Below are 21,711 nucleotides of genomic sequence, written 5' to 3'. Positions count from 1 at the left end.
CGTCGATCATGTCACGCGGGACCGTCCCGTCGGCTGGACGGCCCGGGTGGGGGCGGCGACACACCGGCACTCCCTTCGGGGAGAATGCCGGGATGAACGAGCTCGCGATCACCGTCATCGGCCGGGACCGGCCGGGCATCGTGGCCGACGTGGCCGAGGTCCTCGCCCGGCTCGGCGCGAACCTCACCGACAGCACGATGACCCGGCTGCGGGGTCACTTCGCGATGACGCTGATCTGCGTGGGCCCGGCTGCCGCCGACGTCGAGGCCGCGCTGGCCCCCCTCGCCGCCCACGGGCAGCTCCTGGCGACCGTACGCGCGGTGACGCCGGACGGCGAGTTGGCGCGGACCGGCGAGCCGTACGTGATGGCAGTGCACGGTGCCGACCGGATGGGCATCGTGGCGGCGATGACCCGGGTGTTGGCCGACGCGGGTGGCAACGTCACCGACCTGAGCACCCGGCTGGCCGGGTCGCTCTACGTGGTCGTCGCCGAGGTGGACCTGCCGCCGGGCACGGCCGGGAAGGTGGCGGGCCGGCTGGCGTCGACCGCCGCGGACCTGGGCGTCGACGTGACCCTGCGGCCGGCCGATCCGGACGTGCTGTGAACGGCGAGGAGTACGCCGGCCTCGGCGGTTGGACTCCCGAGATCCTCAGCGTGCCGGGGGAGGTGCGGCCGGTGGTGTCCGCGCCGGCCGCGGTGCTCAGCCGGGCCGGCGGCGAGGTGGACCCGACCGCCGAGGAGACCGTACGCCTCGCGGCCGACCTGGTCGCCACCATGCGGGTGTCTCCGGGCTGCGTCGGCCTGGCCGCCCCGCAGATCGGGGTCGGTGCGCAGGTCTTCGCGGTCGACGTCACCGGCCATCCGAAGGCGGCCACCGTGCACGGCACCTTCGTGCTCTGCAACGCGACGGTGGTGGAGGCGAGCCGCTGGAAGTCCGGTCGGGAGGGGTGCATGTCCGTGCCCGACCTGACCGGCGACGTGAAGCGGGCCGGCCGGTTGGTGGTGGAGGGCGCGCTACCCGGGACGGGCAAGGTGGTCCGACTGGTCACCGACGCGTTCGAGGCGCGGGCGCTCCAGCACGAGATCGACCACTGCGCCGGCCTGTTGTTCCTTGACCGGGTCGCCGGCGCGCACGCGATCTACCAACGCAAGGTCTACCTCTGAGATTTCACGGCCTCCCCCGGGCCGCTCCGTCGGGGAAGGCCAGGCCCGGCTCTCCGCGCCGTGGCCGGAATCGACACCGTGCGTCGTGGTTGGAGTACGGTCGGCGGCGCTGACCGTCCCGAGTGGAGGATCGCCGCATGAGCTGCCAGCGGCTCGGCGCGTCGCGTCCGTGCCCGGTGCGGAGCGCCGTTACGGTGGGAGCATCATGCGTCTGACGGTCGGCCCCCTGCCCCCCGCCGTTTACTGGCGGCGTCGCGCCGTTGTACTCGGTGCGGTGCTGCTTCTCCTGATTGTCGTGCTGTATTCGTGCAGCCGGTCGGAGCAACAGCCCGGCGCGGCCGGCGACGCGCGGCCCACGTCGGGGGCGGCCTCGCCCGGTGCGACACCCGAGGCCACCGGCTCGGTGCTCACCCCGCAGACCGGCACGCCGCCGGAGGGCTCGGGCGACGCGGGCGGTGCGGGCCCGTCGACCGACGCGACGGCCGCGAACGTGCCGCCGCCGGTCGCCCCGGTCGTCGACGATGGCACCTGCACCGATGCCGAGGTTACCGTGACCGCCGTGGCCCGGCCTGCCACCGTGGTCCGGGGAGCCACTGTCGACCTGCAACTGAAGATCAAGAACAGGTCCGACCGGACGTGCCGCCGGGATGTCGGCGCGGACGTGCAGGAGCTGTTCATCAAGTCGGGAGCCGCGAAGGTCTGGTCCTCCGACACCTGCGGCACCGGAAGGGGCTCCGACGTGCAGCCGTTCACGCCCAACTTCGAGCGCTCCTACCAGCTCGGCTGGAACGGCAAGGACGCCACCCGGTGTGCCGACGGCCTGGCCACCGGTCCCGTCCCGCCGGCTGGCACGTACCAGGTGTTCGCCCGGGTCGGCACCAAGCTCAGCGAGCCGGTGAAGCTCACCATCACCAACTGACCAGCCCGGCGGGCCACGGCGCCGGCCAGGTCAGACGTAGCGTTCCAGGATCGACGCCTCGGCGAGCCGGGAGAGCCCCTCCCGCACGCCCCGAGCCCGGGCATCCCCGACACCCTCGACCGCCTGCAGGTCCTCCACGGTGGCACCGAGTAGGCGCTGGAGGCTGCCGAAGTGCACCACCAGCCGGTCGACGATGGCCACCGGCAGTCGTGGCACCTTGGCCAGCAGCCGGAAACCGCGCGGGCTGACGGCGGCGTCGAGCGCGTCCGAGGCGGCCGGGTAGCCGATCGCCTTGGCGACCGCCACCAGGTCGATCAGCTCGGTGGCGGTCAGCAGGTCCAGCTCGACCAGGGCCTCGTCGAGCGTGCGCGACTTGCGCCCGACGGGCAGGTAGTCCCGGATGACCAGGGTGCGGTCGGCGTCCACGCCGGCCATCAACTCGTCGAGCTGGAGGGCGAGCAGGCGGCCGTCGGTGCCCAGCTCGACCACGTACCCGGCGATCTCGTCGGCGATCCGGCGGACCATTTCCAGCCGCTGCACGACGGCGACCGCGTCCCGGACCGTGACCAGATCCTCGATCTCCAGCGCGGAGAGCGTGCCGGAAACCTCGTCCAGGCGCAGCTTGTACCGCTCCAGGGTGGCGAGGGCCTGGTTGGCGCGGGACAGGATGGCCGCCGAATCGTCCAGCACGTGCCGCAGGCCGTTGACGTAGAGGCTGATGATCCGCATGGACTGGCTCACCGAGATGACCGGGAAGCCGGTCTGGCGGGCGACCCGCTCGGCCGTGCGGTGCCGGGTGCCGGACTCCTCGGTGGGGATGGACGGGTCGGGCATCAGGTGCACCGCCGCCCGCACGATCCGGGTGCCGTCGCTGGAGAGGACCACCGCGCCGTCCATTTTGCACAGCTCCCGGACCCGGGTGGCGGAGAACTCCACATCGAGCGGGAAACCGCCGGTGCAGAGGTTCTCGACGACCTTGTCGTACCCGAGGACGATCAACGCGCCGGTGCGTCCGCGCAGGATGCGCTCCAGGCCGTCGCGCAGGGCGGTGCCCGGTGCCATCAGGGCCAGGTTGGCCCGGAGCGGGTCGCCAACGGCGCCGCTGGTCACGTTGACGCTGATCGGACGGGCGGGCGAACCCACGCTGCCGGTGCGGGCGTGGGGCGTCGCGCCGGCAGGCTTGGTGGTGTCGCGGTCGATCGGCACGCGCACAGTCTACGGACTGCCCTGCGGTGGGTGCTGTCGCGGTTACTGTGATGTGCCACGATCCTCTCTCCGACCCCGCCGTGGCCTCCGGTCGGTGTCGCCAGCCGGAGGCCGCCGGGTCACTCCGCCGACGCCCGCGCGACCGCCTGGAGGGCCATCCGGACGTCGGAGACCTCGACGACCCGCATCTGTTCGGTGCGGACCCCGGTGCTCTCCGGCCCGCAGCCCGGCGGCACGAGCGCCAGCCGGAAGCCGAGCCGGGCCGCCTCGGCGACCCGGCGCGGCACCGCGCCGACTCGCCGAACCTCGCCGGTGAGCCCGACCTCGCCGATGGCCACCAGGTGCCCCGCGATGGCGAGGTTCAGCCCGCCGGAGGCGACCGCCAGGGCGACGGCCAGGTCAGCGGCGGGCTCGACCACCCGGATCCCACCGACGGTGGCCGCGAAGACCTCCCGGTCGTGCAGGGTCAACCGCTCGGTGCGCCGCTGGAGCACCGCCAGCACCATGGCGAGCCGGGCCGAGTCGAGCCCCGAGACCGTACGCCTCGGCGACCCCGCCACGGTCGCCCCGATCAGTGCCTGCACCTCGGTGACCAGGGCCCGGCGCCCCTCCATGGCCACCGTCACACAGGTGCCCGGCACCGGCTCCGAGTAGCGGGTGAGGAAGAGCCCGGACGGGTCGGCGAGGCTGGTGATGCCGCCCTCGTGCATTTCGAAGCAGCCGACCTCGTCGGCCGCGCCGAACCGGTTCTTCACGCCGCGCACCATTCGTAGCGACGAGTGCTTGTCACCCTCGAAGTGCAGCACCACGTCGACCAGGTGCTCCAGCACGCGCGGGCCGGCGACCTGGCCATCCTTGGTGACGTGCCCCACCAGCACGGTGGCGATGCCGCGTTCCTTGGCGACCGCGACCAGCGCCGCGGTGACCGCCCGGACCTGGGTGACCCCGCCCGGCACCCCGTCGGTGCCGGTGGTGGAGATGGTCTGCACCGAGTCGAGCACCAACAGGCCGGGCTTGACCGCGTCGAGGTGGCCGAGCACCGCGGCGAGGTCGCTCTCGGCGGCCAGGTAGAGCTGGTCGTGCAGGGTGCCCATCCGTTCGGCGCGTAGCCGGACCTGGCTGACCGACTCCTCGCCGCTGACGACCAGCGAGGGGCTGCCCCCGCCGGCCGCCCACTGTTGCGCCACGTCGAGCAGCAGGGTCGACTTGCCGACTCCGGGCTCCCCGGCGAGCAGCACGACCGCGCCGGGGACCAGCCCGCCGCCGAGCACCCGATCCAGCTCGCTGACGCCGGTGGGGCGGGCGCGCGCCGGGGCCGCGCTGATGGTGGCGATGGGGCGGGCCGGCTCGGCGGGCAGCCGGGAACTGACCACCCGCCCGGAGACGGTCGGGCCGGTGAGCGTGCACTCGACGACCGAGCCCCACTCGCCGCATTCCGGGCATCGCCCGACCCACTTGGGTGGCTGGTGGCCGCAGGCGTCGCATTCGTAGGCCGGACGGGGCCCGCGGGCGCTGGCACGGCTGCGCCCGCCCGCCGTGCCGGCGCGCGGGGAGGTGGATCGCGAGGTGGTCACACCGGGACGTTAGCTGCCACGTACGACGAGAACACCGCCGGCGGGCTGGCGTTCACCCAACGCCGGCGGTCCCGTGGTGTTACCGGGCGGCGCCGTGGTGCTACCGGACATCAGTGCCCGGCGCCACCCGCGCCGCCGTGCCCGCCCGCTTCGTCCTGGTATTCGCCCTCGCGCTCGATGATCGGCGACGGGGGTGCGGCCGGGGTGAGCGGCACGGCGACCGGGGCCGGGCCGGTGACCGTGGCGCCGTTGCTGAAGTCGAAGGTCACGAAGACGCTCTGGCCGGAGAGCAGCGACTCGTTCAGACCGATCAGCTGGAGGACCTGCTGCCCCTCGGTGTTGAGCTGCACGTAGCTCAGCGGCGGGATCTCGATCCGGGCCGGTTGGCCGGCCGGGGCGGGGGTGGGCGACGGGCTCTCCGTGGGGCTGTCGACCGGGCTGGGCGACTCCAATCCCTCCGGCGTCGGCGTGACCGACGGGCTCTGCGTCGGCGACTCGCTCGGCGCGGGCGACCCGGCCTCGGTGATCACGACCTCGCGGGCGTCGTCGGTGGTGACGGTCACCGTGACCGGGTCCCGCGACTCGTTGTAGATCACCGCGCTCAGGGCGGCGTTCGCCCCGGCTCGGTAGCCCTCGACGCCGGGGTAGGCGAGCAACAGGCCGCGTACGGCGTACGCACCGTCGTCGGTCTGGAGGCTCACACCCTGGACCGACGGCTGCGTGTCGGCGGTCGCGGAGACCTGGCCGGCGCCGCACCCGGACAGCAGCAGGCCGGTCGTCGCCGCACCGGACAGCAGCAGGGCCGCCCGCCGGGAACCCCTGATCGAGCGCGTCACGTCGGTCCTCCTCGTCACGATTCCGCCCGGCACGCCGGGCACGGTGGCCATGCCCGCGCAGACCGCGGTCAAGCGTAGTTGGGCCGGATCCACCCCCGCACGCCGACCCGGGGATGCCACCTCCCGGGGCGGTCTCAGACCACGCGACCGCTACTGACCAGCAGAACGACATCGATGAGGGTGATCACCATCACCGCCCGGAAGGCCGCCACCGACCGTCCCCCGGCGCGGCTGGCGGCGCGGCTGCCGTACCAGGTCAGGGGCGGCACCACGACGGCGGCGGTCACCGCGGCCAGCCCGACCGCGGTCGGCGGCCCGGGCGGGCCGATGACCAGCGTGGCGGTCGCGGCGAGCAGCAGCCCGGCGGCCGCGGCCCGGCTGCCGACGGCGCCGAGCCGGTGCGGCAGGCCCCGGACGCCGGTGCGGGCGTCGTCGGCGAGGTCGGGCAGCGCGTTCGCGAAGTGTGCGCCGGCACCGAGCAGGGCCGCGGCGGCGACCAACCACACCGGCGGCTGCGGAGCGCCGGGCAGCGCGAGCACGACGAAGGCCGGCAGCGACCCGAACGAGACCGCGTAGGGGAGCACCGACAGCGGCGAGAACTTCAGCGGCCAGTCGTAGAGCAGGGCGGAGAGCAGACCGGCGGTGGCCACGAGCGCCGCGGACGGGTTCGTCGCGAGCGCGAGCGCCGGCGTGGCGAGCGCGGCCAACGCGGCGGCTCGGGCGGTGCTGCGCCGGCTCACCGCGCCGGCGGCGACCGGCTTGTCGGTACGCCCCACCGCGGCGTCCCGTCCCGCGTCGAGCGCGTCGTTGGCCCAGCCGACGGCGAGCTGGCTGGCGGCAACGGTGAGTACGACGGCGACGACGCCGGCGCCCCGGTGCCCGACCCCCCAGGCGAGCAGGCCGGCAACGGTGGTGACGGCGGCGGCCGGCTCCGGGTGGCTCGCCCTGACCAGGGCGAGGGCCGGCATTAGCACTGTCGACGGCATGAGGGAAGTCTGGTCGTTACCGGGCAGTCGTGCCAGGCTCGTGTCCATGCGAGAAGCGGGCCGTAACCTGCCGCGCAACGATCCGCGCCAGTACGACGACCTGGCCGGTGAGTGGTGGCGGCCGGACGGCGCGTTCGCGATGCTGCACTGGCTGGCCGCGGCCCGCGCGGCTCTCGTACCGGTGGCGTCCCGCCCCGACGCCCTCCTGGTCGACCTCGGCTGCGGGGCCGGGCTGCTCGCCCCGCACCTCGCCGGCAAGGGGTACCGACACGTCGGAGTGGACCTCACGACCTCGGCGCTGCACCAGGCGGCCAGCCACGGCGTGTCGGTGCTGAACGCCGACGCGACCGCGGTGCCGCTGGCGTCCGGCCGCGCCGACGTGGTCGCCGCGGGCGAGCTGCTGGAGCACGTCGCCGACTGGCGGCGGGTGGTGGCCGAGGCCTGCCGCCTGCTCCGCCCGGGGGGCCTGCTCGTCCTTGACACCCTCAACGACACCGCGCTGAGTCGGCTGCTGGCCGTCCGGATCGCGGAGCGGCTGCCCACGGTGCCCCGGGGCATCCACGATCCACGGATGTTCGTGGACGCTCGGGCGTTGGTCGCCGAGTGCGGCCGGCACGGCGTCCAGCTGCGGCTGCGGGGTGCCCGGCCGCAGGTGACCCGCGTGCTCGGCTGGCTGGCCCGGCGGGTCCGCGGAGCCGGGGGGCCCGTGCGGCGAGCACCGCGGATCGTGCCGACCTGGTCGACGGCCGTGCTGTACCAGGGCTGGGGGATCCGAAGGGGATAGCGGGGTCGGAGCGAGGTACCGGTACGCGGAGAAGGGGGTTGCATGACGCAGGCTGTGGAGGCGGTCCGCCGGCTGGCGCCGCGGCTCGCCGCTCGGGCCGCCAGGCACGACCGGGACGGCTCATTTCCGGTCGACGACTTCCGGGACCTTCGGGAGGCGGGTCTGTTCGGCCTGATGGTCCCCCGCGAGCTGGGTGGCCACGGCGCCACCTTCGCCGGGTACGCGGCCGTCGCCACCGAGCTGGCCCGGGGTAACGGCGCGACGGCTCTGGTGTTCAACATGCACGCCTCGGTGACCGGAGCGCTCGGTGCGGTGACCGAGGACCTCGCCGAGACGCTCGGCGTACCGGAGGAAGCGCTCGCGGCCCGGGACGGGCTGCTGCGCGCCGCGGCCGACGGTTCCTGGTACGCGGTGGCGATGAGTGAGCGCGGCGCGGGCGCCCGCCTCTCGCAGCTCAGCACGGTCTACGAGCCGGTGGAGGGGGGCTGGCGGATCAAGGGCAGCAAGACCTTCTGCTCCGGGGCCGGCCACGCCGACGGATACCTGGTGGCCGCGCGCAGCGCCGCCGACCCGTCGGTTGTCTCCCAGTTCCTGGTGCCCGCCGGTGACGGGGTGAGCGTGGAGGAGACGTGGGACTCGCTCGGGATGCGGGCCACCTCGTCGCACGACCTGCACCTGGATGTCACCGTGCCGGCGGATCGCCTGCTCGGTGGTGTGGAGGGGCTGGCCCTGGTCGTCGCGCAGCTGATGCCGCACTGGCTGGTCGCGAGCTACGCTGCGGTCTACGTCGGGGTCGCCCGGGCGGCGATCGACGCGGCGGCCGAACACCTCACCGCCCGAAGTCTCACCGGCCTGCCGGCGGTCCGGGCCCGGCTGGGCCGCGCCGACGCCGCGGTCGCGGCGGCCGACCTGGTGGTGGCCGAGGCGGCCCGTCGGGTCGACGAGGCGCCCGGCGACGTCGAGACCAACCGGTGGGTGTGGCGCGCGAAGCTGGTCGCCGGCACCACGGCGGCCGAGGTGGCGGCCTCGGTGCTGGAGGCGGCCGGGACGTCGGCGACCCGGCGTGGGCATCCGCTGGAACGGCTGTACCGGGATGCTCGCTGCGGCTCGCTGCAGCCGGCGACCTCCGACGTGTGTGCCGACTGGCTCGGCACCGTGGCGCTGGGTGGGGACCCGGACCGCGACGGATCGGCACCCCGGTGGTGACGGCCCGGCCGGTGCCGGTGCTCGCGGGTCTGGGGACGGCGCATCCGCCCTCGGCCGACCAGGGGGAGCTGTGGGACGGCTTCTTCTCCCGACATTTCTCCGGCACCACCCGGGCGCTGGCCCGGCGCGTCTTCGCGAACTCCGGGGTGAGTCGCCGGCAGGCCGCGGTCAACCCGTTACTGGAGGACGTCTCCGACTGGCCGACCGAGCGGCGTATGCGTCGCTACCAGGTGGAGGCCCTACCGCTGGGCAAGGAGGCGGTCGGCCGGGCGTTGACCGCGGCCGGCCTGGCCGCCCACGAGGTGGGGCTCTTCGTGGTCTGCTCGTGCACCGGGTACGCCACCCCGGGTCTGGACATCCTGCTCGCCCGGGACCTTGGCATGGCCCCGGACACCCAGCGCATGTTCGTCGGCCACATGGGCTGCTACGCGGCGCTGCCGGGGCTCGGCGCGGCGGCCGACTTCGTCGCCGCCCGGGGGCGCCCCGCCCTGCTCCTCTGCGCCGAGCTGACCAGCCTGCACATCCAGCCCTCCACCGCCCGGGTGGACACCCAACAGATCGTCTCGCACGCGCTCTTCTCGGACGCCGCCGTCGCCGCCGTGGTGCTGCCGGACGGTGCGGGGTACGCGCTGCGCGAGGTTGCCTCGATCACCGACACGTCGACGGCCGACCACATGACGTGGGATGTCACCGACTCCGGCTTCCGGATGGGGTTGTCGCCGAAGGTGCCGCAGGTGCTCTCCACCCACGTCCGCGGCCTGGTCGACGACCTGCTCGCCCGGCATGGTGCCCGGCGGCCCGAGGTGGATGGCTGGGTGGTCCACCCGGGCGGCCCGCGCATCCTCAACGTGGTGGAGCGGGAACTGGCTCTGCCGCCGGACGGGCTGGCCGCGTCCCGCGCGACGCTGGACGAGCACGGCAACTGCTCCTCTCCGACGGTGCTGCTGATCCTGGACCGGTTGTGCCGGGCCGCCGTGCCGCCCCGGCGGGTGGTGATGCTCGCGTTCGGCCCGGGGTTGACCCTGTACGCGGCGCTTTTCGAACGGCAGGACGGCTGACGGCGACCCGTGGGGCCGCGCCGGGCCCGGGACGGCGCGGGCGGTCGCCCACGGGTGGCGGTGGAGCTGGGCCGTGCTGCCGTGACGCGGGTCAGCCGGCCAGCCGGGCCAGCTCGGGCTGGTAGTCGTCGGTCGAGCGGACCTCGGGTACCACCTTCACCAGCGTCCCGGAGGCGTCCACCAGCAGCGCGGTGGCGATCCCGGCCCGCGCCGGCAGCCGGAGGAAGGTGCGCAGCGCGTCGGCCGGATCGGCGAGCGCGCGGACGGTCGTCCCGGCGGGTGGGGGCGGGACGTGGACCGCCGGATCGGCGTCGATGGTGATCACCGTGACGCCGGGCGGCGCGACGGCGGCGGTGCCGGCCATCTCCTGCGCGCACGCGCACCCGTCGACCAGGACGATGACCGCCGGCACCAGTCCGCGCAGCGGCACCGGTTGCCCGTCGTCGACCAGGTCGAGCGCCGGGACTGGCCGTCCGGTCAGTCCGGGCGGTGGCGCGTATGGGGCCGGCGTCGACTGCGGCGTGGGGCGGCTGGAGCGAGACCAGGTGACCGCGACCAGACCGGTCACGGCGGTGACCACGGCGACCAGGAGCACCAGCAGTGGCATCGCGAGCGGCGGCACGGCCCGGGGGGTGGCGTCGTGCGCGGATCCGCGCAGCTCCCGGCGGATCCGCGCGGCCTCGCCGGCCAGTGCGGAGGCGTCGTCCGGCACGACCACCCGGCCCCACTCCGGCGGCAGGTCGGGCAGTCCGGGGTCGTCTGCGTCGGGCTTGCCCATCGGACCCCCTGGAGTTGTGCCGGCGAGCCGGCGGCTCCTTCCAGCGTCCCGCACCGGACCTCCTCCCGCCACATCTGGGCGCGTACCCGCGCCGCGGGATACCATGAGTGCGAGCGCAACGCCCTTGATCCCGGGTTGCCATCACCCGTACCGGGACGTCACTTGATCGTCACGGAGCGTGTTCGATTCTTCGGTCTGGCGGCCTGTCAAGCCGAAGAAATACCTCTCACAGGGCCCCTGAGCTGCGCCAACGGTCAGGACAGCGGTGAGACATCGGTGTCTGAGCGTGTTACCCTAGACACAGCGAAAGGGGTTTCGAACCTATGGTTTTCAGTGTCGGCGAGACCGTTGTTTACCCCCACCACGGGGCCGCACTCATCGAGGCAATCGAGACTCGGGTCATCAAAGGCGAGGAGAAGCAGTACCTCGTCCTGAGGGTCGCGCAGGGTGACCTCACGGTCCGGGTGCCCGCTGAGAACGCCGAGATCGTGGGTGTGCGCGAGGTGGTCGGCGAGGAGGGCCTCGGAAAGGTCTTCGACGTTCTTCGGGCTCCGCACACCGAGGAGCCGACCAACTGGTCGCGGCGTTACAAGGCGAATCTGGAGAAGCTGGCCTCCGGCAACCCGCTGAAGGTGGCCGAGGTCGTCCGTGACCTGTGGCGCCGGGAGCGGGAGCGGGGGCTGTCCGCGGGCGAGAAGCGCATGCTCGCCAAGGCCCGCGACATTCTCGTCGGCGAGGTCGCGCTGGCTGAGAAGAGCACCAAGGACGAGGCGGAGACATTGCTCGACAAGGTGCTGACCGAGGCCTGATCCGCACCCCATCGTCGTACCCGATTCGTAGCGAAGAAACCACCGAGGACCGCGACGTGACCGCGCAGCTCAATCCGCGCGGTGACGTCGCGGTCCTCGTGCCTGCCGCGGGTGCGGGGGTACGTCTCGGTCCCGGCCGGCCGAAGGCGCTGCGCCCGCTGGGCGGCGAGCCGCTGCTGGTGCACGCGGTCCGCCGGCTCGCCGGCGCCGTGTCGGTGCGTACCGTCGTGGTGGCCGCCCCGCCGGCAGAGGTGGCGGCGGTACGCGAGCTGCTGGCCCCGGTGGCCCCGGTGACCGTCGTGCCCGGCGGTGCCGAGCGGCAGGCGTCGGTCGCCGCCGCGCTCGCCGCGGTGCCCGCCGGCCCGGAGATCATCCTGGTGCACGACGCCGCCCGGGCGCTGACCCCGCCCGAGTTGGTGGAGTCCGTCGCGGCGGCGGTCCGCGCCGGGCGGGACGCGGTCATTCCCGTGCTGCCGGTGGTCGACACCATCAAGCAGGTCGGTGCCGGCGAAATCGTGCTCGGCACCGTCGACCGCGCCGCCCTGCGGGCGGTGCAGACCCCGCAGGGTTTCCGTCGGGCGGTGCTGGCCGCCGCGCACGCCGCTGCCGCCGACCCGCTCACCGACGACGCGGGGCTGGTCGAGAAGCTCGGGGTGCCGGTGGCGTGCGTGCCCGGCTCGGAGCATGCGTTGAAGATCACTCGTCCGTTCGACCTGGCGCTGGCCGAGCACCTGCTGGCCACCGGCGCGTGACGCTGGCCGCCCACGGGATCGGCGCGGAAATCGGCCCCTCCGTCGGCTGAACGTTTCCGATCTGCGCAGGTCGCGCGGTGCCGACCGGCTCGCGTACGCTCGGGTCCATGATCGTTCCGCGGGTGGCCATCGGCACGGACGTGCACGCCTTCGAGGCCGGCCGGCCCTGCTGGGTGGCCGGCCTGCACTGGCCCGGCCAGGACGGCCTGGCCGGGCACTCGGACGCCGACGTCGCTTCGCACGCCGCCTGCAACGCGCTGCTCGCCGCCGCCGGCCTCGGCGACCTCGGTTCGAACTTCGGCGTGGGGCAGCCGGAGTGGGCGGGTGCGTCCGGTGTGGCTCTGCTCACCGAGAGCGCCCGCCGGGTGCGGGCGGCCGGGTTCGGGATCGGCAACGTGTCGGTGCAGGTGATCGGGGACCGTCCCAAGATTGGACCGCGTCGGGAGGAGGCGCAGCGGGTGCTGTCGGCCGCGGTCGGTGCCCCGGTCAGCCTCTCCGCCGCCACCACCGACGGACTCGGCTTCGCCGGCCGCGGGGAGGGTCTGACCGGCATCGCGGTGGCTCTGGTGTACGAGGCTCCGGCCGCTTAGGCTCGCCGCGATGTCCAGCGACGCGACCTCCGACCGTTCCGCCGCCGACGGCTACCTCCAGCGGGCCCAGCTGCTCGCCGAGTTGGGCCGGTACGACGAGGCCGCCGCCGAGCTGGGCTTCGCGGTCGCGCTCGAACCCGCCAACCCGGCGGTGCTGACCGCGCTGTCCCGGGTGCACCTCGCCGCCGGCCGGCCCGCCGACGCGCTCACCGCCGCCGACGGTGCCGTGGCGGCCGCCCCCGACCTGGTCCCCGCACTGGTCGCCCGGGCGCTGGCGCTGGCCGACCTGGCGGAGTACGCGGCGGCGGCCCGCACCGCCGACCGGCTCCTCGCGGTCGGGCCGGACGACGCGTACGCCCAGCGCAGCGCCGCCGCGATCCTGGCCGGCTCCCGCAACGGCCAGCCGGCGCTGAACGCGGCGTGGCGCGGGGTGCAGCTGGCTCCCGAGGAGCCGGAGGCGCACCTCGTGCTCGGCCTGGTCGCGGCGAACATGCAGATGTACGACCTGGCTGAGCGGGCCTACGCCGAGGCGCTGCGGCTCGATCCGCGGTTGGCCGAGGCGCGGCACGACATCGGCGTACTGCGGTTGGAGCAGCGGCGGTGGAGCGAGGCGCTGGAACACCTGGCCGAGGCGGCCGCGATGAGTTCAGGCCGAATCGACTCCGGTCGGACGATCTCCGTCGGCCTGCGTCAGCTCGTCGTCTTCGGGGCCGGTTGGTCCATGGTCACGGCCGTGCTGCTCGCCTGCGTCGCCGTGGGCAGTGGCGGGACGTCCCGGGTGGCGGCGGTGTTCGCGGCCCTTGGCGGCGCACTGGTGGTCTGGCGGTACGCCGCGAAGCTGCCTGGCCTGGCCCGGACGATCCTGCCGAGCCTGCTGCGCTCCGACCGCGCTCTCGCCCTGGCCGTGTACGCGGCTGCCGCCGCGCCGGTGCTGATCCTGCTCTACGCTCTGGTCGGCTCGCCGTGGCCGCTGGTCCTGGCGATCGCCGTGGCGACCGTCGCCGAACTCACCGTCCTCACCCGTTCGACGGCCGGACCCGGGCCGGGCGCCTGACCCGGGCCCGAGGTGACCGCTCCGGCGACAGCCGGCGTGGGCGAGGCGGCGGTGCGCTCCGGTGGTGACTATGCCCGGCGCGCCCAGGTCCAGGCGTAGGCGTCGTCCTCGCAGGCGGTCGTCGCGTCGCACAGGTCCAGCGGGCGGAAGGTGTCGACCATGACGGCCAGCTCGTCGAAGAAGTCGACGCCGATCGACTGTTCGGCGGCGCCGGGCTGCGGCCCGTGTGTGAAGCCGGCGGGGTGTAGCGATATCGATCCCTGCGCGATGCCGGAACCGCGCCGCGCCTCGTAGTTGCCGCCGGTGTAGAAGAGCATCTCGTCGGAGTCGACGTTGTGGTGGTTGTACGGCACCGGGATCGCGTCCGGGTGGTAGTCCACCTTGCGCGGTACGAACGAGCAGATCACGAAGTTCGGGCCCTGGAACGTCTGGTGCACCGGTGGTGGCTGGTGGATCCGGCCGGTGATCGGCTCGAAGTCGTGGATCGAGAAGGCCCACGGGTACATGTGCCCGTCCCAGCCGACCACGTCGAACGGGTGGTTGGCGTAGCGGTACGTCGTCCACCCGCGACGGTGCCGGACCAGCACGTCGACGTCGGTCCCGTCGACCAGCAGCGGCGCGTCCGGTCCGCGGACGTCCCGTTCGCAGTACGGCGCGTGCTCCAGGAACTGCCCCCGCACCGACAGGTAGCGCTTCGGTGGGCCGATGTGGCCGGCGGCCTCGATGGCGAGCAGCCGGACCGGCTCCGCGCCGGTTGGCACGAGCCGGTGGATCGTCGAGGTCGGAATGAGAACGTAGTCGCCGGCGACCGAGTCGAGCACGCCGAACGTGGACTCGACGCGCAGGGTGCCGGACTCGACGTAGAGGCAGTGGTCGCCGGTGGCGTCGCGGAACAGTGGGGATGGCCGGTCGGCCTGCACGTACGCGATCCGGACGTCGTCGTTGGCGAGCAGGTACCGGCGGCCGAGCACCGGGTCGGCGCCGGCGGTGTCCAGCTTGTGGGTCCGTAGGTGCCGGGGCTTGAGCGGGAGGTTCGGCGCGCGGGTGAACGCGGGCGGGGTGAACTCCTCGGCCGCCACGATCGCGGTGGGTGGGTACCGGTGGTAGAGCAGGGAGGAGTCGGAGGAGAAGCCCTCCTGGCCCATCAGCTCCTCGGCGTAGAGGGTTCCGTCCGGCTGACGGAACTGGGTGTGGCGCTTGCGCGGCACCTCGCCCATGCGGCGGTAGTACGGCATCTCGCCTCCCGGATTCCCGAATGCGTCCGATTATCGGACATAGTTGTCCGCTCCTTGTAGCGTCGCGTACATTGTTGTCTCGTGTCAACGCAGCTGCCCCGGCTCCTGACCGGCCTCGTCGACGACGCCGCGGTCTTCCCGCCCGGCAGCGCGCCGGTGCCCGCCGCCGTCGCCGCGCACCGGCGCCACCGCACCTCCTGGTATGCCGATCTGGTCGGCCCGCTGCTGGTGCCCGCGTCCGCGTTGACCGGCCGCGAGCTGCACCCGCTGGTCGATCCGGCGGAGGGCCTCGTGATCGGGGTTGTCGGCGACACCGGACTCGACGGCCTGCCCGCCGCCCTGGCGGCACTGCCGGCCGGCGTCACCGCCCGGCAGGTCGAGGTGGCCGTGGCCAAACGCGGCGAGGACCCGCGTCCAGGCCTGACCGGGCTGCTGAAGCTGGCCCAGCAGTTGGACGGCGCGGCCGTGTACGCGGAGATTCCGCTCACCTTCGGCCTGATGGAGGCCCTCGACACGGTCACGGACGCCCGGGCGGACGGGCTGCCGGTCGCGGTCAAGTTCCGCACTGGCGGGCTCGCCGCCGAACTGTTCCCAACGTCCGCCGAACTGGCCGCGGTGGTCTGCGCGTGCCGGGACCGCGGGCTGCCGTTCAAGTTGACCGCCGGGCTGCATCAGGCCGTCCGCCACCTGGAGTCGGAGACCGGCTTCACGCACCACGGCTTCGCCAACGTGCTGGCGGCGGCGCTCGCCGCCGCCAGGGGCGCCGGGGCGGCACGGGTCACCGAGCTGCTGGCCGCCACCGACCCCCGGCCGCTGCTCCAACTGATCGAGGCCGGCCTGGACGAGGCGCGTCCGCTGTGGGTCGGGTACGGCTCGTGCAGCATCCTGGAACCACTGACCGATCTGATCCGGCTGGGGCTGGTGAACGGGGGCGTCGACGCATGACCTGGGTGACTGGTGCCAACGGTTCCCCGTACGGGGTGCACAACCTGCCGTACGGGGTGTTCCGCCACGCCGGCCGCGACCCGCGGGTGGGTGTCCGTATCGGCCGATCCGTGCTGGACCTGGGCACCGCGGAGGCGGCCGGCCTGGTGCTCGCCGCCGGGTCGTTGGGCCGGGCCCGGCTGAACGAGTTCCTGGCGCTCGGCCGTCCGCAGTGGACGGCGGTCCGGCAGCGGATCACCGAGCTGCTCACCGACTCCACCCATCGGGCGGCGGTCGAGCCGCTGCTCGTGCCGCTGGCCGAGGTCGAGCTGCTGCTGCCGTTCGAGGTGGCCGACTACGTCGACTTCTACTCCTCCGAACACCACGCCGCGAACGTGGGCCAGATCTTCCGCCCCGGCCAGCCGCCGTTGCTGCCGAACTGGAAGCACCTGCCGATCGGGTACCACGGCCGGGCCGGCACGGTCGTCGTCTCCGGGACGCCGGTGGTGCGACCGCAGGGGCAGCGGGCCACCCCGCAGGGCCCGGTCACCGGCCCGTCGACCCGCCTCGACATCGAGGCGGAGGTCGGCTTCGTGGTGGGGGTGCCCAGCCCGCTGGGCAGCCGGGTCGCCGCCGGCGACTTCGCCGACCACGTGTTCGGGGTGGTGCTGGTCAACGACTGGTCCGCCCGGGACATCCAGGCCTGGGAGTACCAGCCGCTCGGCCCGTTCCTGGGTAAGTCCTTCGCCACCTCGGTCTCGGCCTGGGTGACCCCGCTGGAGGCGCTCGGTGCGGCGTTCGTCCCCGCACCGGAGCAGGACCCGCCCGTCGCCGACTACCTGCGCGACGTGCCGCGCCTCGGTCTCGACCTGCGGCTGGCCGTGGAGTGGAACGGTGAGCGGGTGAGCGAGCCGCCGTTCGCCACGATGTACTGGACGCCGGCCCAGCAACTGGCCCACCTCACCGTCAACGGGGCGTCGCTGCGCACCGGCGACCTGTACGCCTCGGGCACCGTGTCCGGTCCGCAGCGGTCCCAGGTCGGCTCGTTCCTCGAGCTGACCTGGGGCGGCGCCGAGCCCGTGAAGGTGGGTGGCGGGGACACCCGCACCTTCCTCGAGGACGGCGACACGGTGACGCTCACCGCCACCGCGCCCGGTCCGGACGGCACGACCATCGCCCTCGGTGAGGTGACCGGCACCATCCTCCCGGCTCGCTGACGCGACCCGTCCACCGGACCCCGGCTCCCACGGCCGGCCGCGTGCGGCGACCGGACGTGGTGGGTCCGATCGTCCTGCCGTATCGCCCGTGCCGCGTGTCGGGCGGGTGACGTGTGCCGTCGCACAGATCGTCCGATCCGGGGCCGCGCCGCCCGCGTTTGATCGACCCGGATTCCGTCGCCGTGCCGCGCCGGGCCGGGCCTCCTCCTCGTCGGTTCCCGACCCGGCTGTCGGCGGGCGTCCATCGACAGGAGGGTGAGGATGAACGATCTCGCGGGCGCGGTCTGGCGTACCAGCAGCCGCTCCAACGACCAAGGACTGTGCGTTGAGGTTGCCGACAACCTGGTCGACGTGCTCGGGGTGGTGGCGGTACGTGACTCGAAGGACCGGTCCGGCCCGACGCTCGCGGTCAGCCCCGTGGAGTGGACGGCGTTCCTGCGGGCGATCCAGGTGGATCGGCTCCGTTCCTGACCGCCGCCGGCCGCGCCGGGAGGGGCCTTCCAGGGCGGTATTTTCCTCGGGAGGCCCCGTTCGGCGTTCACTCGGCGTACCGTCGATGCCACGGGAGGTGGCATGTCGAGCGTGGCGGTAACCCGTTCCATCGAGGCGCACGCCGTGGACGTCTGGCGGCTACTCACCGACCTGACCGTGCGCGCCCGTGCCACCCGCGGCCTCGAGGTGCTCACTCCGGGCGGCTTCGGCCCTGGCACCGCCTGGCGGGAGGTCCGCTCCCGACCCGACGGGTCCGCACTGACCGAGGAGTTCGTCGTGGTCGCAGCGGAGCCGCCGCGCCGGCTGGTGCTCGGTTCACCCGGCGCGGGTGTGGACTACACGGTCACCTGGACGCTGCGTCCGGTCCGGCGGCGTGGCCGCGGGTGCACGATGGTGACGGTCACCCAGGAGGCGATACCCACCGCGCCCTCCGGCCGGGTCGTCGCACTTCTCCTCGGTGGGCTGGCTGCCCGGGCGGTCGAAGGCGCCCTGCGGCGGGATCTCGCCGCCCTCGCGGCCGCTACCCGCACCAACGCCGAGGCCGCCTGACCGCCGACCGGTCCGGCAACCTGACAGTGGCGGGGCGCGCCGCGCTGGGTAGGGTGCCGGTCGGAGGTGCGCATGGGGTTCCCCGGGGGCCGACGGTCTCTGCTGCTGGTGGTGGTGGTCCTGCTGGCCACGGTTGCGGTCGCGGCCACGGTCTGGCGGGTGTTCGCCCCGGCCGAGGTGAGCACGCCCGCCCGGAGTCCGTATCCGACGGCGCCGAGTCCGGCGCCGGGTGTGGTCTCCCGGCTGCCGGTGGCCCCGCTGGTCGTCGACGGTCGGCTGCGGGTGTACGCGGCGCAGCGTCAGGTCTACGCCGACCGGTCGCTGGACCTTCGATACCGGACCACCCCGTACTGGTCGTACCGCCGCTGGCCGGCCGAACTGGCCGGCGTGGTGGCGAGCGGGCCGGTCGTGGTGACCCGCTGGTCGGACGGCCTGCTCGTGGCGGTCGACGCCCGGACCGGTCGGGTCGCCTGGCAGACCGAGGGGCCGGTGCCGGCCCGGACGGTCACCGCGCGGCGGACCGGAGCGGCGACGGTGTGGAGCCCCGAGGGCCTCTTCGTCGCGCCGACGGCCGGCGACGGGGCGGTGGTGGTGGTCGCCGGCGGCGACGGGCTCGCCGCCGTGGACCTGACCGATGGGCGGCTCCGGTGGCGTGCCGGGGTCGGTGCTGGCTGCCACGAGTCGATCGGCACCACTGTGGCGGGCCGGTTGGTGAGCGTCGACGTGTGCGATGGTCCGGCGACGGTCGAGTTCCGGGACGCGGACACCGGCACGGTGGAGATCCGGTGGCGTCCGCCGGGTGCGGGCGACGCGTTGGTCGCCACGCCGCTGGGCTGCCGTACCGGCCGGTCCGGCTGCGCCGGCCTCCGGACGGTCACGGGGACCGGCGACGACCCGGGCCGGGGCTGGCTCCTCGGCGACGGGGAGCCGTCCGCGGCGCCGGTTCTGGACCAGCCAAACAGCGCGCTCGCCGGGGAAACCGCGGTCGGGACCGACGGCGGCGCGCTCGTGGGCCGCGACGCGCGGACGGGCGCCGAGCGGTGGCGCCGGGCGGGTCTGGGCACCGCCCGGGTGCTCGCCGTGGAGCCGGACCGGGTGCATCTCGTGTCCGGTGACAACTACCTGGTGACGCTGGACCCGGTCACCGGGGCGCGGCGTTCCTCGTTCACGCTCACGGTCGGTGCGGACGGGACGGGGTGGGCACCGGGGGCCGCGTACGCGGTGGACGGTTACCTGGCGGTGGAGCGGCTCCGCGAGCCGGTGGATCCCGAGGCGGACGACCAGCGCTACTTCTTCACCTCCGAGCCGGTGCTGGTCGCCGCGACCTGACCGGACGTTCTATACTGGAACAAAACGGGCATTTCGCCATTCGGTTGGTGGTGCCCGCCGATGCCGGTCGCCGGACCGCATCCGGGCCGGTCCGCTGGGGGATGGTGGACCGGCCCGGTCCTTCGGCGAGTGGCGTGGCGGCCGGGACGAATCAGGCGAGTGCCGGTTCGGCCGCCGCGAGGAAGGCGTCGTTCTCGGCCGGGGTGCCGATGGTGACCCGGACCCCGTCGCCGGGGAACGGCCGCACGATCACACCCTTCGACTCGCAGGCCTGGCCGAAGGCCAGGGCCCCGTCACCGAGCGGCAGCCAGACGAAGTTCGCCTGGCTGTCCGGGACGGTTGGCACGAGCTTGCGTAGTGCCTCGGTGACCCGGTCCCGCTCAGCCACCACCAGGGCGCAGCGCCGCCGCACCTCGTCGGCCTGGGCGAGCGCCGCGAGCGCGCCGGCCTGCGCGGCGATGCTGGTGGAGAACGGTGTGACGACCTTGCGGACGGCTGCCGCCACCTCCGGCTGGGCGACCAGGAACCCGATCCGCAGGCCGGCCAGGCCCCACGCCTTGGAGAACGTCCGGAGCACCGCCACGTTCGGCCGGTCGGCGTAGGTGAGGCCGTCCGGCACCGTCGGATCGGTGACGAACTCCCGGTACGCCTCGTCGATGACCACCAGCACGTCGTCCGGCACGGCGTCGAGGAAACGGTCCAGCTCGGCCCGGCGGACCGCCGTGCCGGTCGGGTTGTTCGGGTTGCAGACGAGGATCAGCCGGGTCCGGTCGGTCACGGCGGCGGCCATCGCCGGCAGGTCGTGCCCGTGCCCCGCGGCGTTGGGGACGCGCACGCTGGTCGCGCCGCTGGTCGCCGCGATGATCGGGTACGCCTCGAAAGAGCGCCACGCGTAGAGCAGTTCGTCGCCGGGCAGGCAGGTGGCTCGCACCAGGTGCTCGGCCAGGGCCACCGACCCGCAGCCGGTGGCGATCCGCTCCGGGGGGACCGCGTACCGCTCGGCCAGCGCCTGGCGCAGCGCCACCACCCCCATGTCCGGGTAGCGGTGCACCCCGGCGACGGCGTCCGCGACCGCCTCCACCACGCCGGGCAGTGGACCGTACGGCACCTCGTTGCTGGCCAGCTTGACCGCCTCGGGCAGGCCCAACTCCCGGGCCAGGTCGGCCGGGCTCCGGCCAGGTACGTAGTTGGGCAGCGCGGCCAGGTCGGCGCGGGTCAGCCGCAGCGCCGCCTGGTGACGTCCGGTGTCGCTCATGGGGTGTCTCCCGGGGATGTGGGGGGGTCGTTCGGTGCGGCGGTACGGGGGAGCTGAACCACCACGGTCTGCGCCCGCTTGTCGTGCAGCGCCTGCCGGAGCGGATGGTCGAAGAGCGGCGAGACCGCGTCGATGAGCTGTAGCACGAAGCCGATACAGCAGAACCAGAGCAGGGTCGGCAGGCCGAGCGTGTTCCAGCGGCGCAGGGCCCGGCCGAAGCCGAGCGGAGCGTCGACGCTCACCGGCAGTACCTTCAAGCCCAGCACCCGCTTGCCGAAGGTCTGCCCGCGTGAGGCCGTCGACGGCACCTCGTACGCCAGCCAGAGCGCCGTGGCGATCAGCAGGATGGCGATCTGCAGGCCGCCGGCCTGCTCGCCGGCGGCCGGCAGCGGTTCGGTGGTGCGCTCCTGGTTGATGAACCGGGACCACATTTCGTGCAGGGCCGGAGACATCTCCTGGACGTACCGCCACACGAACCAGCCGTTGACGACGGCGTTGAGCGCGAAGACGACGGCGACGTCGATGAGGCGGGCCACCAGGCGGGCCCCGTACCCGGCCAGCGGCAGCCCGTGTGGACGGGGTTCCGGCGGCCGGGCCGGCCAGGTCTGGTACGGCCAGCCGGTCGGCGGGCCGTGGGGCTGACCCGGCTGCGGACCGGGCGGCACGCCGTACCCCGGCGCCGTGCCGGCGCCGCCGGACGGCGCGGGCGGGCTGGTGGGCCGGGCGGGCGGTTCCGGCTCGGGCGGTGCGGGGGCGGGCTCGGGCGGCGGGCCTTCCGGCGGCGTGGCGTCGACCGGGATGGGCGCGCCGATCCAGCCTTCGCCGTCCCAGTACCGTCGCGTCTGCGGGTCAGCCGGATCGACGTACCAGCCGGGCGCGACGCTCACGGCGTCGCCTCGTTGCGCTCGCTCACCTGGACACCTTAGCGACGACCGTTTCCGCGGACCTGTCGTGGCGGCACCGTTGCCGGGGCTTGTCCCACAACTGCCAGGC

General features: G+C 74.1%; 23 protein-coding genes. 15 read left to right on the top strand and 8 right to left on the bottom strand.

Annotated elements, in window-relative coordinates:
• Nucleotides 1-92 precede the first annotated feature (92 nt).
• From QTQ03_RS17145 to QTQ03_RS17135, 3 genes are all read left to right on the top strand, one after another.
• A complete protein-coding gene (locus tag QTQ03_RS17145) occupies nucleotides 93-605 on the top strand; it encodes a glycine cleavage system transcriptional repressor (RefSeq protein WP_289278934.1) in 513 nt (170 codons plus the stop codon).
• A complete protein-coding gene (locus QTQ03_RS17140) occupies nucleotides 602-1,165 on the top strand; it encodes a peptide deformylase (RefSeq protein ID WP_289278933.1) in 564 nt (187 codons plus the stop codon). The genes QTQ03_RS17145 and QTQ03_RS17140 overlap by 4 nt, the downstream gene beginning before the upstream one ends.
• Nucleotides 1,166-1,370: 205 nt before the next feature.
• Nucleotides 1,371-2,084 (top strand): hypothetical protein, encoded by a 714-nt coding sequence (locus tag QTQ03_RS17135; RefSeq protein ID WP_289278932.1) that lies wholly within the window; start codon nucleotides 1,371-1,373, stop codon nucleotides 2,082-2,084.
• A 30-nt stretch (nucleotides 2,085-2,114) separates the two neighbouring features.
• Here QTQ03_RS17135 and disA read toward each other — a convergent pair whose 3' ends face one another.
• From disA to QTQ03_RS17115, 4 genes are all read right to left on the bottom strand, one after another.
• Nucleotides 2,115-3,290 (bottom strand): DNA integrity scanning diadenylate cyclase DisA, encoded by a 1,176-nt coding sequence (gene disA, locus QTQ03_RS17130; protein WP_289278931.1) that lies wholly within the window; start codon nucleotides 3,288-3,290, stop codon nucleotides 2,115-2,117.
• 119 nt (nucleotides 3,291-3,409) lie between these two features.
• Entirely contained in the window at nucleotides 3,410-4,864 is a 1,455-nt protein-coding gene (gene radA / locus QTQ03_RS17125; RefSeq protein WP_289278930.1) for a DNA repair protein RadA, read from the bottom strand.
• A 110-nt stretch (nucleotides 4,865-4,974) separates the two neighbouring features.
• Nucleotides 4,975-5,700: a hypothetical protein gene (locus QTQ03_RS17120; RefSeq protein ID WP_289278929.1), complete on the bottom strand. Its 726-nt coding sequence runs from the start codon at nucleotides 5,698-5,700 to the stop codon at nucleotides 4,975-4,977.
• A gap of 134 nt (nucleotides 5,701-5,834) precedes the next feature.
• Nucleotides 5,835-6,686 (bottom strand): UbiA family prenyltransferase, encoded by an 852-nt coding sequence (locus tag QTQ03_RS17115; protein WP_289278928.1) that lies wholly within the window; start codon nucleotides 6,684-6,686, stop codon nucleotides 5,835-5,837.
• A 46-nt stretch (nucleotides 6,687-6,732) separates the two neighbouring features.
• On the opposite strand from QTQ03_RS17115, the gene QTQ03_RS17110 reads away from it, so the two are divergent.
• From QTQ03_RS17110 to QTQ03_RS17100, 3 genes are read left to right on the top strand one after another with little or no spacing between them, the layout of a single operon-like run.
• Complete coding sequence (locus tag QTQ03_RS17110; RefSeq protein WP_289278927.1) at nucleotides 6,733-7,470, top strand: methyltransferase domain-containing protein; 738 nt, start codon at nucleotides 6,733-6,735, stop codon at nucleotides 7,468-7,470.
• Nucleotides 7,471-7,512: 42 nt separating this feature from the next.
• Entirely contained in the window at nucleotides 7,513-8,676 is a 1,164-nt protein-coding gene (locus QTQ03_RS17105) for an acyl-CoA dehydrogenase family protein (protein ID WP_289278926.1), read from the top strand.
• Nucleotides 8,673-9,734, top strand: a complete 1,062-nt coding sequence (locus QTQ03_RS17100) for a type III polyketide synthase (protein WP_289280870.1) — start codon at nucleotides 8,673-8,675, stop codon at nucleotides 9,732-9,734. The genes QTQ03_RS17105 and QTQ03_RS17100 overlap by 4 nt, the downstream gene beginning before the upstream one ends.
• A 91-nt stretch (nucleotides 9,735-9,825) precedes the next feature.
• On the opposite strand, the gene QTQ03_RS17095 is transcribed toward QTQ03_RS17100, so the two are convergent.
• Nucleotides 9,826-10,512 (bottom strand): hypothetical protein, encoded by a 687-nt coding sequence (locus QTQ03_RS17095; protein ID WP_289278925.1) that lies wholly within the window; start codon nucleotides 10,510-10,512, stop codon nucleotides 9,826-9,828.
• 323 nt (nucleotides 10,513-10,835) lie between these two features.
• On the opposite strand from QTQ03_RS17095, the gene QTQ03_RS17090 reads away from it, so the two are divergent.
• The 4 genes from QTQ03_RS17090 (at nucleotide 10,836) to QTQ03_RS17075 (ending at nucleotide 13,717) form a co-directional block, all read left to right on the top strand.
• Complete coding sequence (locus QTQ03_RS17090) at nucleotides 10,836-11,321, top strand: CarD family transcriptional regulator (RefSeq protein WP_012015454.1); 486 nt, start codon at nucleotides 10,836-10,838, stop codon at nucleotides 11,319-11,321.
• Nucleotides 11,322-11,377: 56 nt separating this feature from the next.
• The gene (gene ispD, locus QTQ03_RS17085; protein WP_289278924.1) at nucleotides 11,378-12,073 is read left to right on the top strand and encodes a 2-C-methyl-D-erythritol 4-phosphate cytidylyltransferase; all 696 of its coding nucleotides are present in this window, start codon (nucleotides 11,378-11,380) and stop codon (nucleotides 12,071-12,073) included.
• Between the two features lie 107 nt (nucleotides 12,074-12,180).
• Complete coding sequence (gene ispF, locus QTQ03_RS17080; protein ID WP_289278923.1) at nucleotides 12,181-12,663, top strand: 2-C-methyl-D-erythritol 2,4-cyclodiphosphate synthase; 483 nt, start codon at nucleotides 12,181-12,183, stop codon at nucleotides 12,661-12,663.
• A 10-nt stretch (nucleotides 12,664-12,673) separates the two neighbouring features.
• Entirely contained in the window at nucleotides 12,674-13,717 is a 1,044-nt protein-coding gene (locus tag QTQ03_RS17075) for a tetratricopeptide repeat protein (protein WP_289278922.1), read from the top strand.
• Nucleotides 13,718-13,785: 68 nt separating this feature from the next.
• Here QTQ03_RS17075 and QTQ03_RS17070 read toward each other — a convergent pair whose 3' ends face one another.
• Nucleotides 13,786-14,952 carry a homogentisate 1,2-dioxygenase gene (locus QTQ03_RS17070; RefSeq protein WP_289278921.1) on the bottom strand — a complete coding sequence of 389 codons (1,167 nt, stop codon included), beginning with the start codon at nucleotides 14,950-14,952 and terminating at the stop codon, nucleotides 13,786-13,788.
• Between the two features lie 81 nt (nucleotides 14,953-15,033).
• On the opposite strand from QTQ03_RS17070, the gene QTQ03_RS17065 reads away from it, so the two are divergent.
• The 5 genes from QTQ03_RS17065 to QTQ03_RS17045 all read left to right on the top strand — a co-directional run bounded on the left by QTQ03_RS17065 (nucleotide 15,034) and on the right by QTQ03_RS17045 (nucleotide 19,463).
• Nucleotides 15,034-15,897, top strand: coding sequence for a hypothetical protein (locus QTQ03_RS17065; protein ID WP_289278920.1), 864 nt, complete (start codon nucleotides 15,034-15,036; stop codon nucleotides 15,895-15,897).
• Nucleotides 15,894-17,093, top strand: coding sequence for a fumarylacetoacetase (gene fahA, locus QTQ03_RS17060; protein WP_289278919.1), 1,200 nt, complete (start codon nucleotides 15,894-15,896; stop codon nucleotides 17,091-17,093). Before QTQ03_RS17065 ends, fahA begins: the two co-directional genes overlap by 4 nt.
• Nucleotides 17,094-17,354: 261 nt before the next feature.
• Entirely contained in the window at nucleotides 17,355-17,564 is a 210-nt protein-coding gene (locus QTQ03_RS17055) for a DUF397 domain-containing protein (protein WP_289278918.1), read from the top strand.
• 102 nt (nucleotides 17,565-17,666) lie between these two features.
• Nucleotides 17,667-18,134 (top strand): SRPBCC family protein, encoded by a 468-nt coding sequence (locus QTQ03_RS17050; protein WP_289278917.1) that lies wholly within the window; start codon nucleotides 17,667-17,669, stop codon nucleotides 18,132-18,134.
• Between the two features lie 72 nt (nucleotides 18,135-18,206).
• Nucleotides 18,207-19,463: an outer membrane protein assembly factor BamB family protein gene (locus QTQ03_RS17045; protein WP_289278916.1), complete on the top strand. Its 1,257-nt coding sequence runs from the start codon at nucleotides 18,207-18,209 to the stop codon at nucleotides 19,461-19,463.
• A gap of 151 nt (nucleotides 19,464-19,614) precedes the next feature.
• On the opposite strand, the gene hisC is transcribed toward QTQ03_RS17045, so the two are convergent.
• Together hisC and QTQ03_RS17035 are read right to left on the bottom strand one after the other, a co-directional pair.
• Complete coding sequence (gene hisC, locus QTQ03_RS17040) at nucleotides 19,615-20,718, bottom strand: histidinol-phosphate transaminase (RefSeq protein WP_289278915.1); 1,104 nt, start codon at nucleotides 20,716-20,718, stop codon at nucleotides 19,615-19,617.
• Nucleotides 20,715-21,605 carry an RDD family protein gene (locus QTQ03_RS17035; RefSeq protein WP_289278914.1) on the bottom strand — a complete coding sequence of 297 codons (891 nt, stop codon included), beginning with the start codon at nucleotides 21,603-21,605 and terminating at the stop codon, nucleotides 20,715-20,717. Before QTQ03_RS17035 ends, hisC begins: the two co-directional genes overlap by 4 nt.
• Nucleotides 21,606-21,711 lie beyond the last annotated feature (106 nt).

Origin of the sequence: Micromonospora sp. WMMA1363 (assembly GCF_030345795.1) — a bacterium.
Classification (GTDB): Bacteria; Actinomycetota; Actinomycetes; order Mycobacteriales; family Micromonosporaceae; genus Micromonospora.
Note: the sequence above shows the minus strand (reverse complement) of the source record. Positions and strands in the feature narration are given on the sequence as shown.

Excerpts from the sequence above, each read along its gene's own strand:
- fahA (WP_289278919.1), top strand. The coding sequence starts at position 15,894 with ATGACCTGGGTGACTGGTGCCAACGGTTCCCCGTACGGGGTGCACAAC.
- ispF (WP_289278923.1), top strand. The coding sequence starts at position 12,181 with ATGATCGTTCCGCGGGTGGCCATCGGCACGGACGTGCACGCCTTCGAG.
- QTQ03_RS17055 (WP_289278918.1), top strand. The coding sequence starts at position 17,355 with ATGAACGATCTCGCGGGCGCGGTCTGGCGTACCAGCAGCCGCTCCAAC.
- QTQ03_RS17145 (WP_289278934.1), top strand. The coding sequence starts at position 93 with ATGAACGAGCTCGCGATCACCGTCATCGGCCGGGACCGGCCGGGCATC.
- QTQ03_RS17115 (WP_289278928.1), bottom strand. The coding sequence starts at position 6,686 with ATGCCGTCGACAGTGCTAATGCCGGCCCTCGCCCTGGTCAGGGCGAGC.
- QTQ03_RS17095 (WP_289278925.1), bottom strand. The coding sequence starts at position 10,512 with ATGGGCAAGCCCGACGCAGACGACCCCGGACTGCCCGACCTGCCGCCG.
- QTQ03_RS17135 (WP_289278932.1), top strand. The coding sequence starts at position 1,371 with ATGCGTCTGACGGTCGGCCCCCTGCCCCCCGCCGTTTACTGGCGGCGT.
- QTQ03_RS17110 (WP_289278927.1), top strand. The coding sequence starts at position 6,733 with ATGCGAGAAGCGGGCCGTAACCTGCCGCGCAACGATCCGCGCCAGTAC.
- QTQ03_RS17075 (WP_289278922.1), top strand. The coding sequence starts at position 12,674 with ATGTCCAGCGACGCGACCTCCGACCGTTCCGCCGCCGACGGCTACCTC.
- QTQ03_RS17090 (WP_012015454.1), top strand. The coding sequence starts at position 10,836 with ATGGTTTTCAGTGTCGGCGAGACCGTTGTTTACCCCCACCACGGGGCC.
- QTQ03_RS17070 (WP_289278921.1), bottom strand. The coding sequence starts at position 14,952 with ATGCCGTACTACCGCCGCATGGGCGAGGTGCCGCGCAAGCGCCACACC.
- QTQ03_RS17050 (WP_289278917.1), top strand. The coding sequence starts at position 17,667 with ATGTCGAGCGTGGCGGTAACCCGTTCCATCGAGGCGCACGCCGTGGAC.
- QTQ03_RS17105 (WP_289278926.1), top strand. The coding sequence starts at position 7,513 with ATGACGCAGGCTGTGGAGGCGGTCCGCCGGCTGGCGCCGCGGCTCGCC.
- hisC (WP_289278915.1), bottom strand. The coding sequence starts at position 20,718 with ATGAGCGACACCGGACGTCACCAGGCGGCGCTGCGGCTGACCCGCGCC.
- QTQ03_RS17045 (WP_289278916.1), top strand. The coding sequence starts at position 18,207 with ATGGGGTTCCCCGGGGGCCGACGGTCTCTGCTGCTGGTGGTGGTGGTC.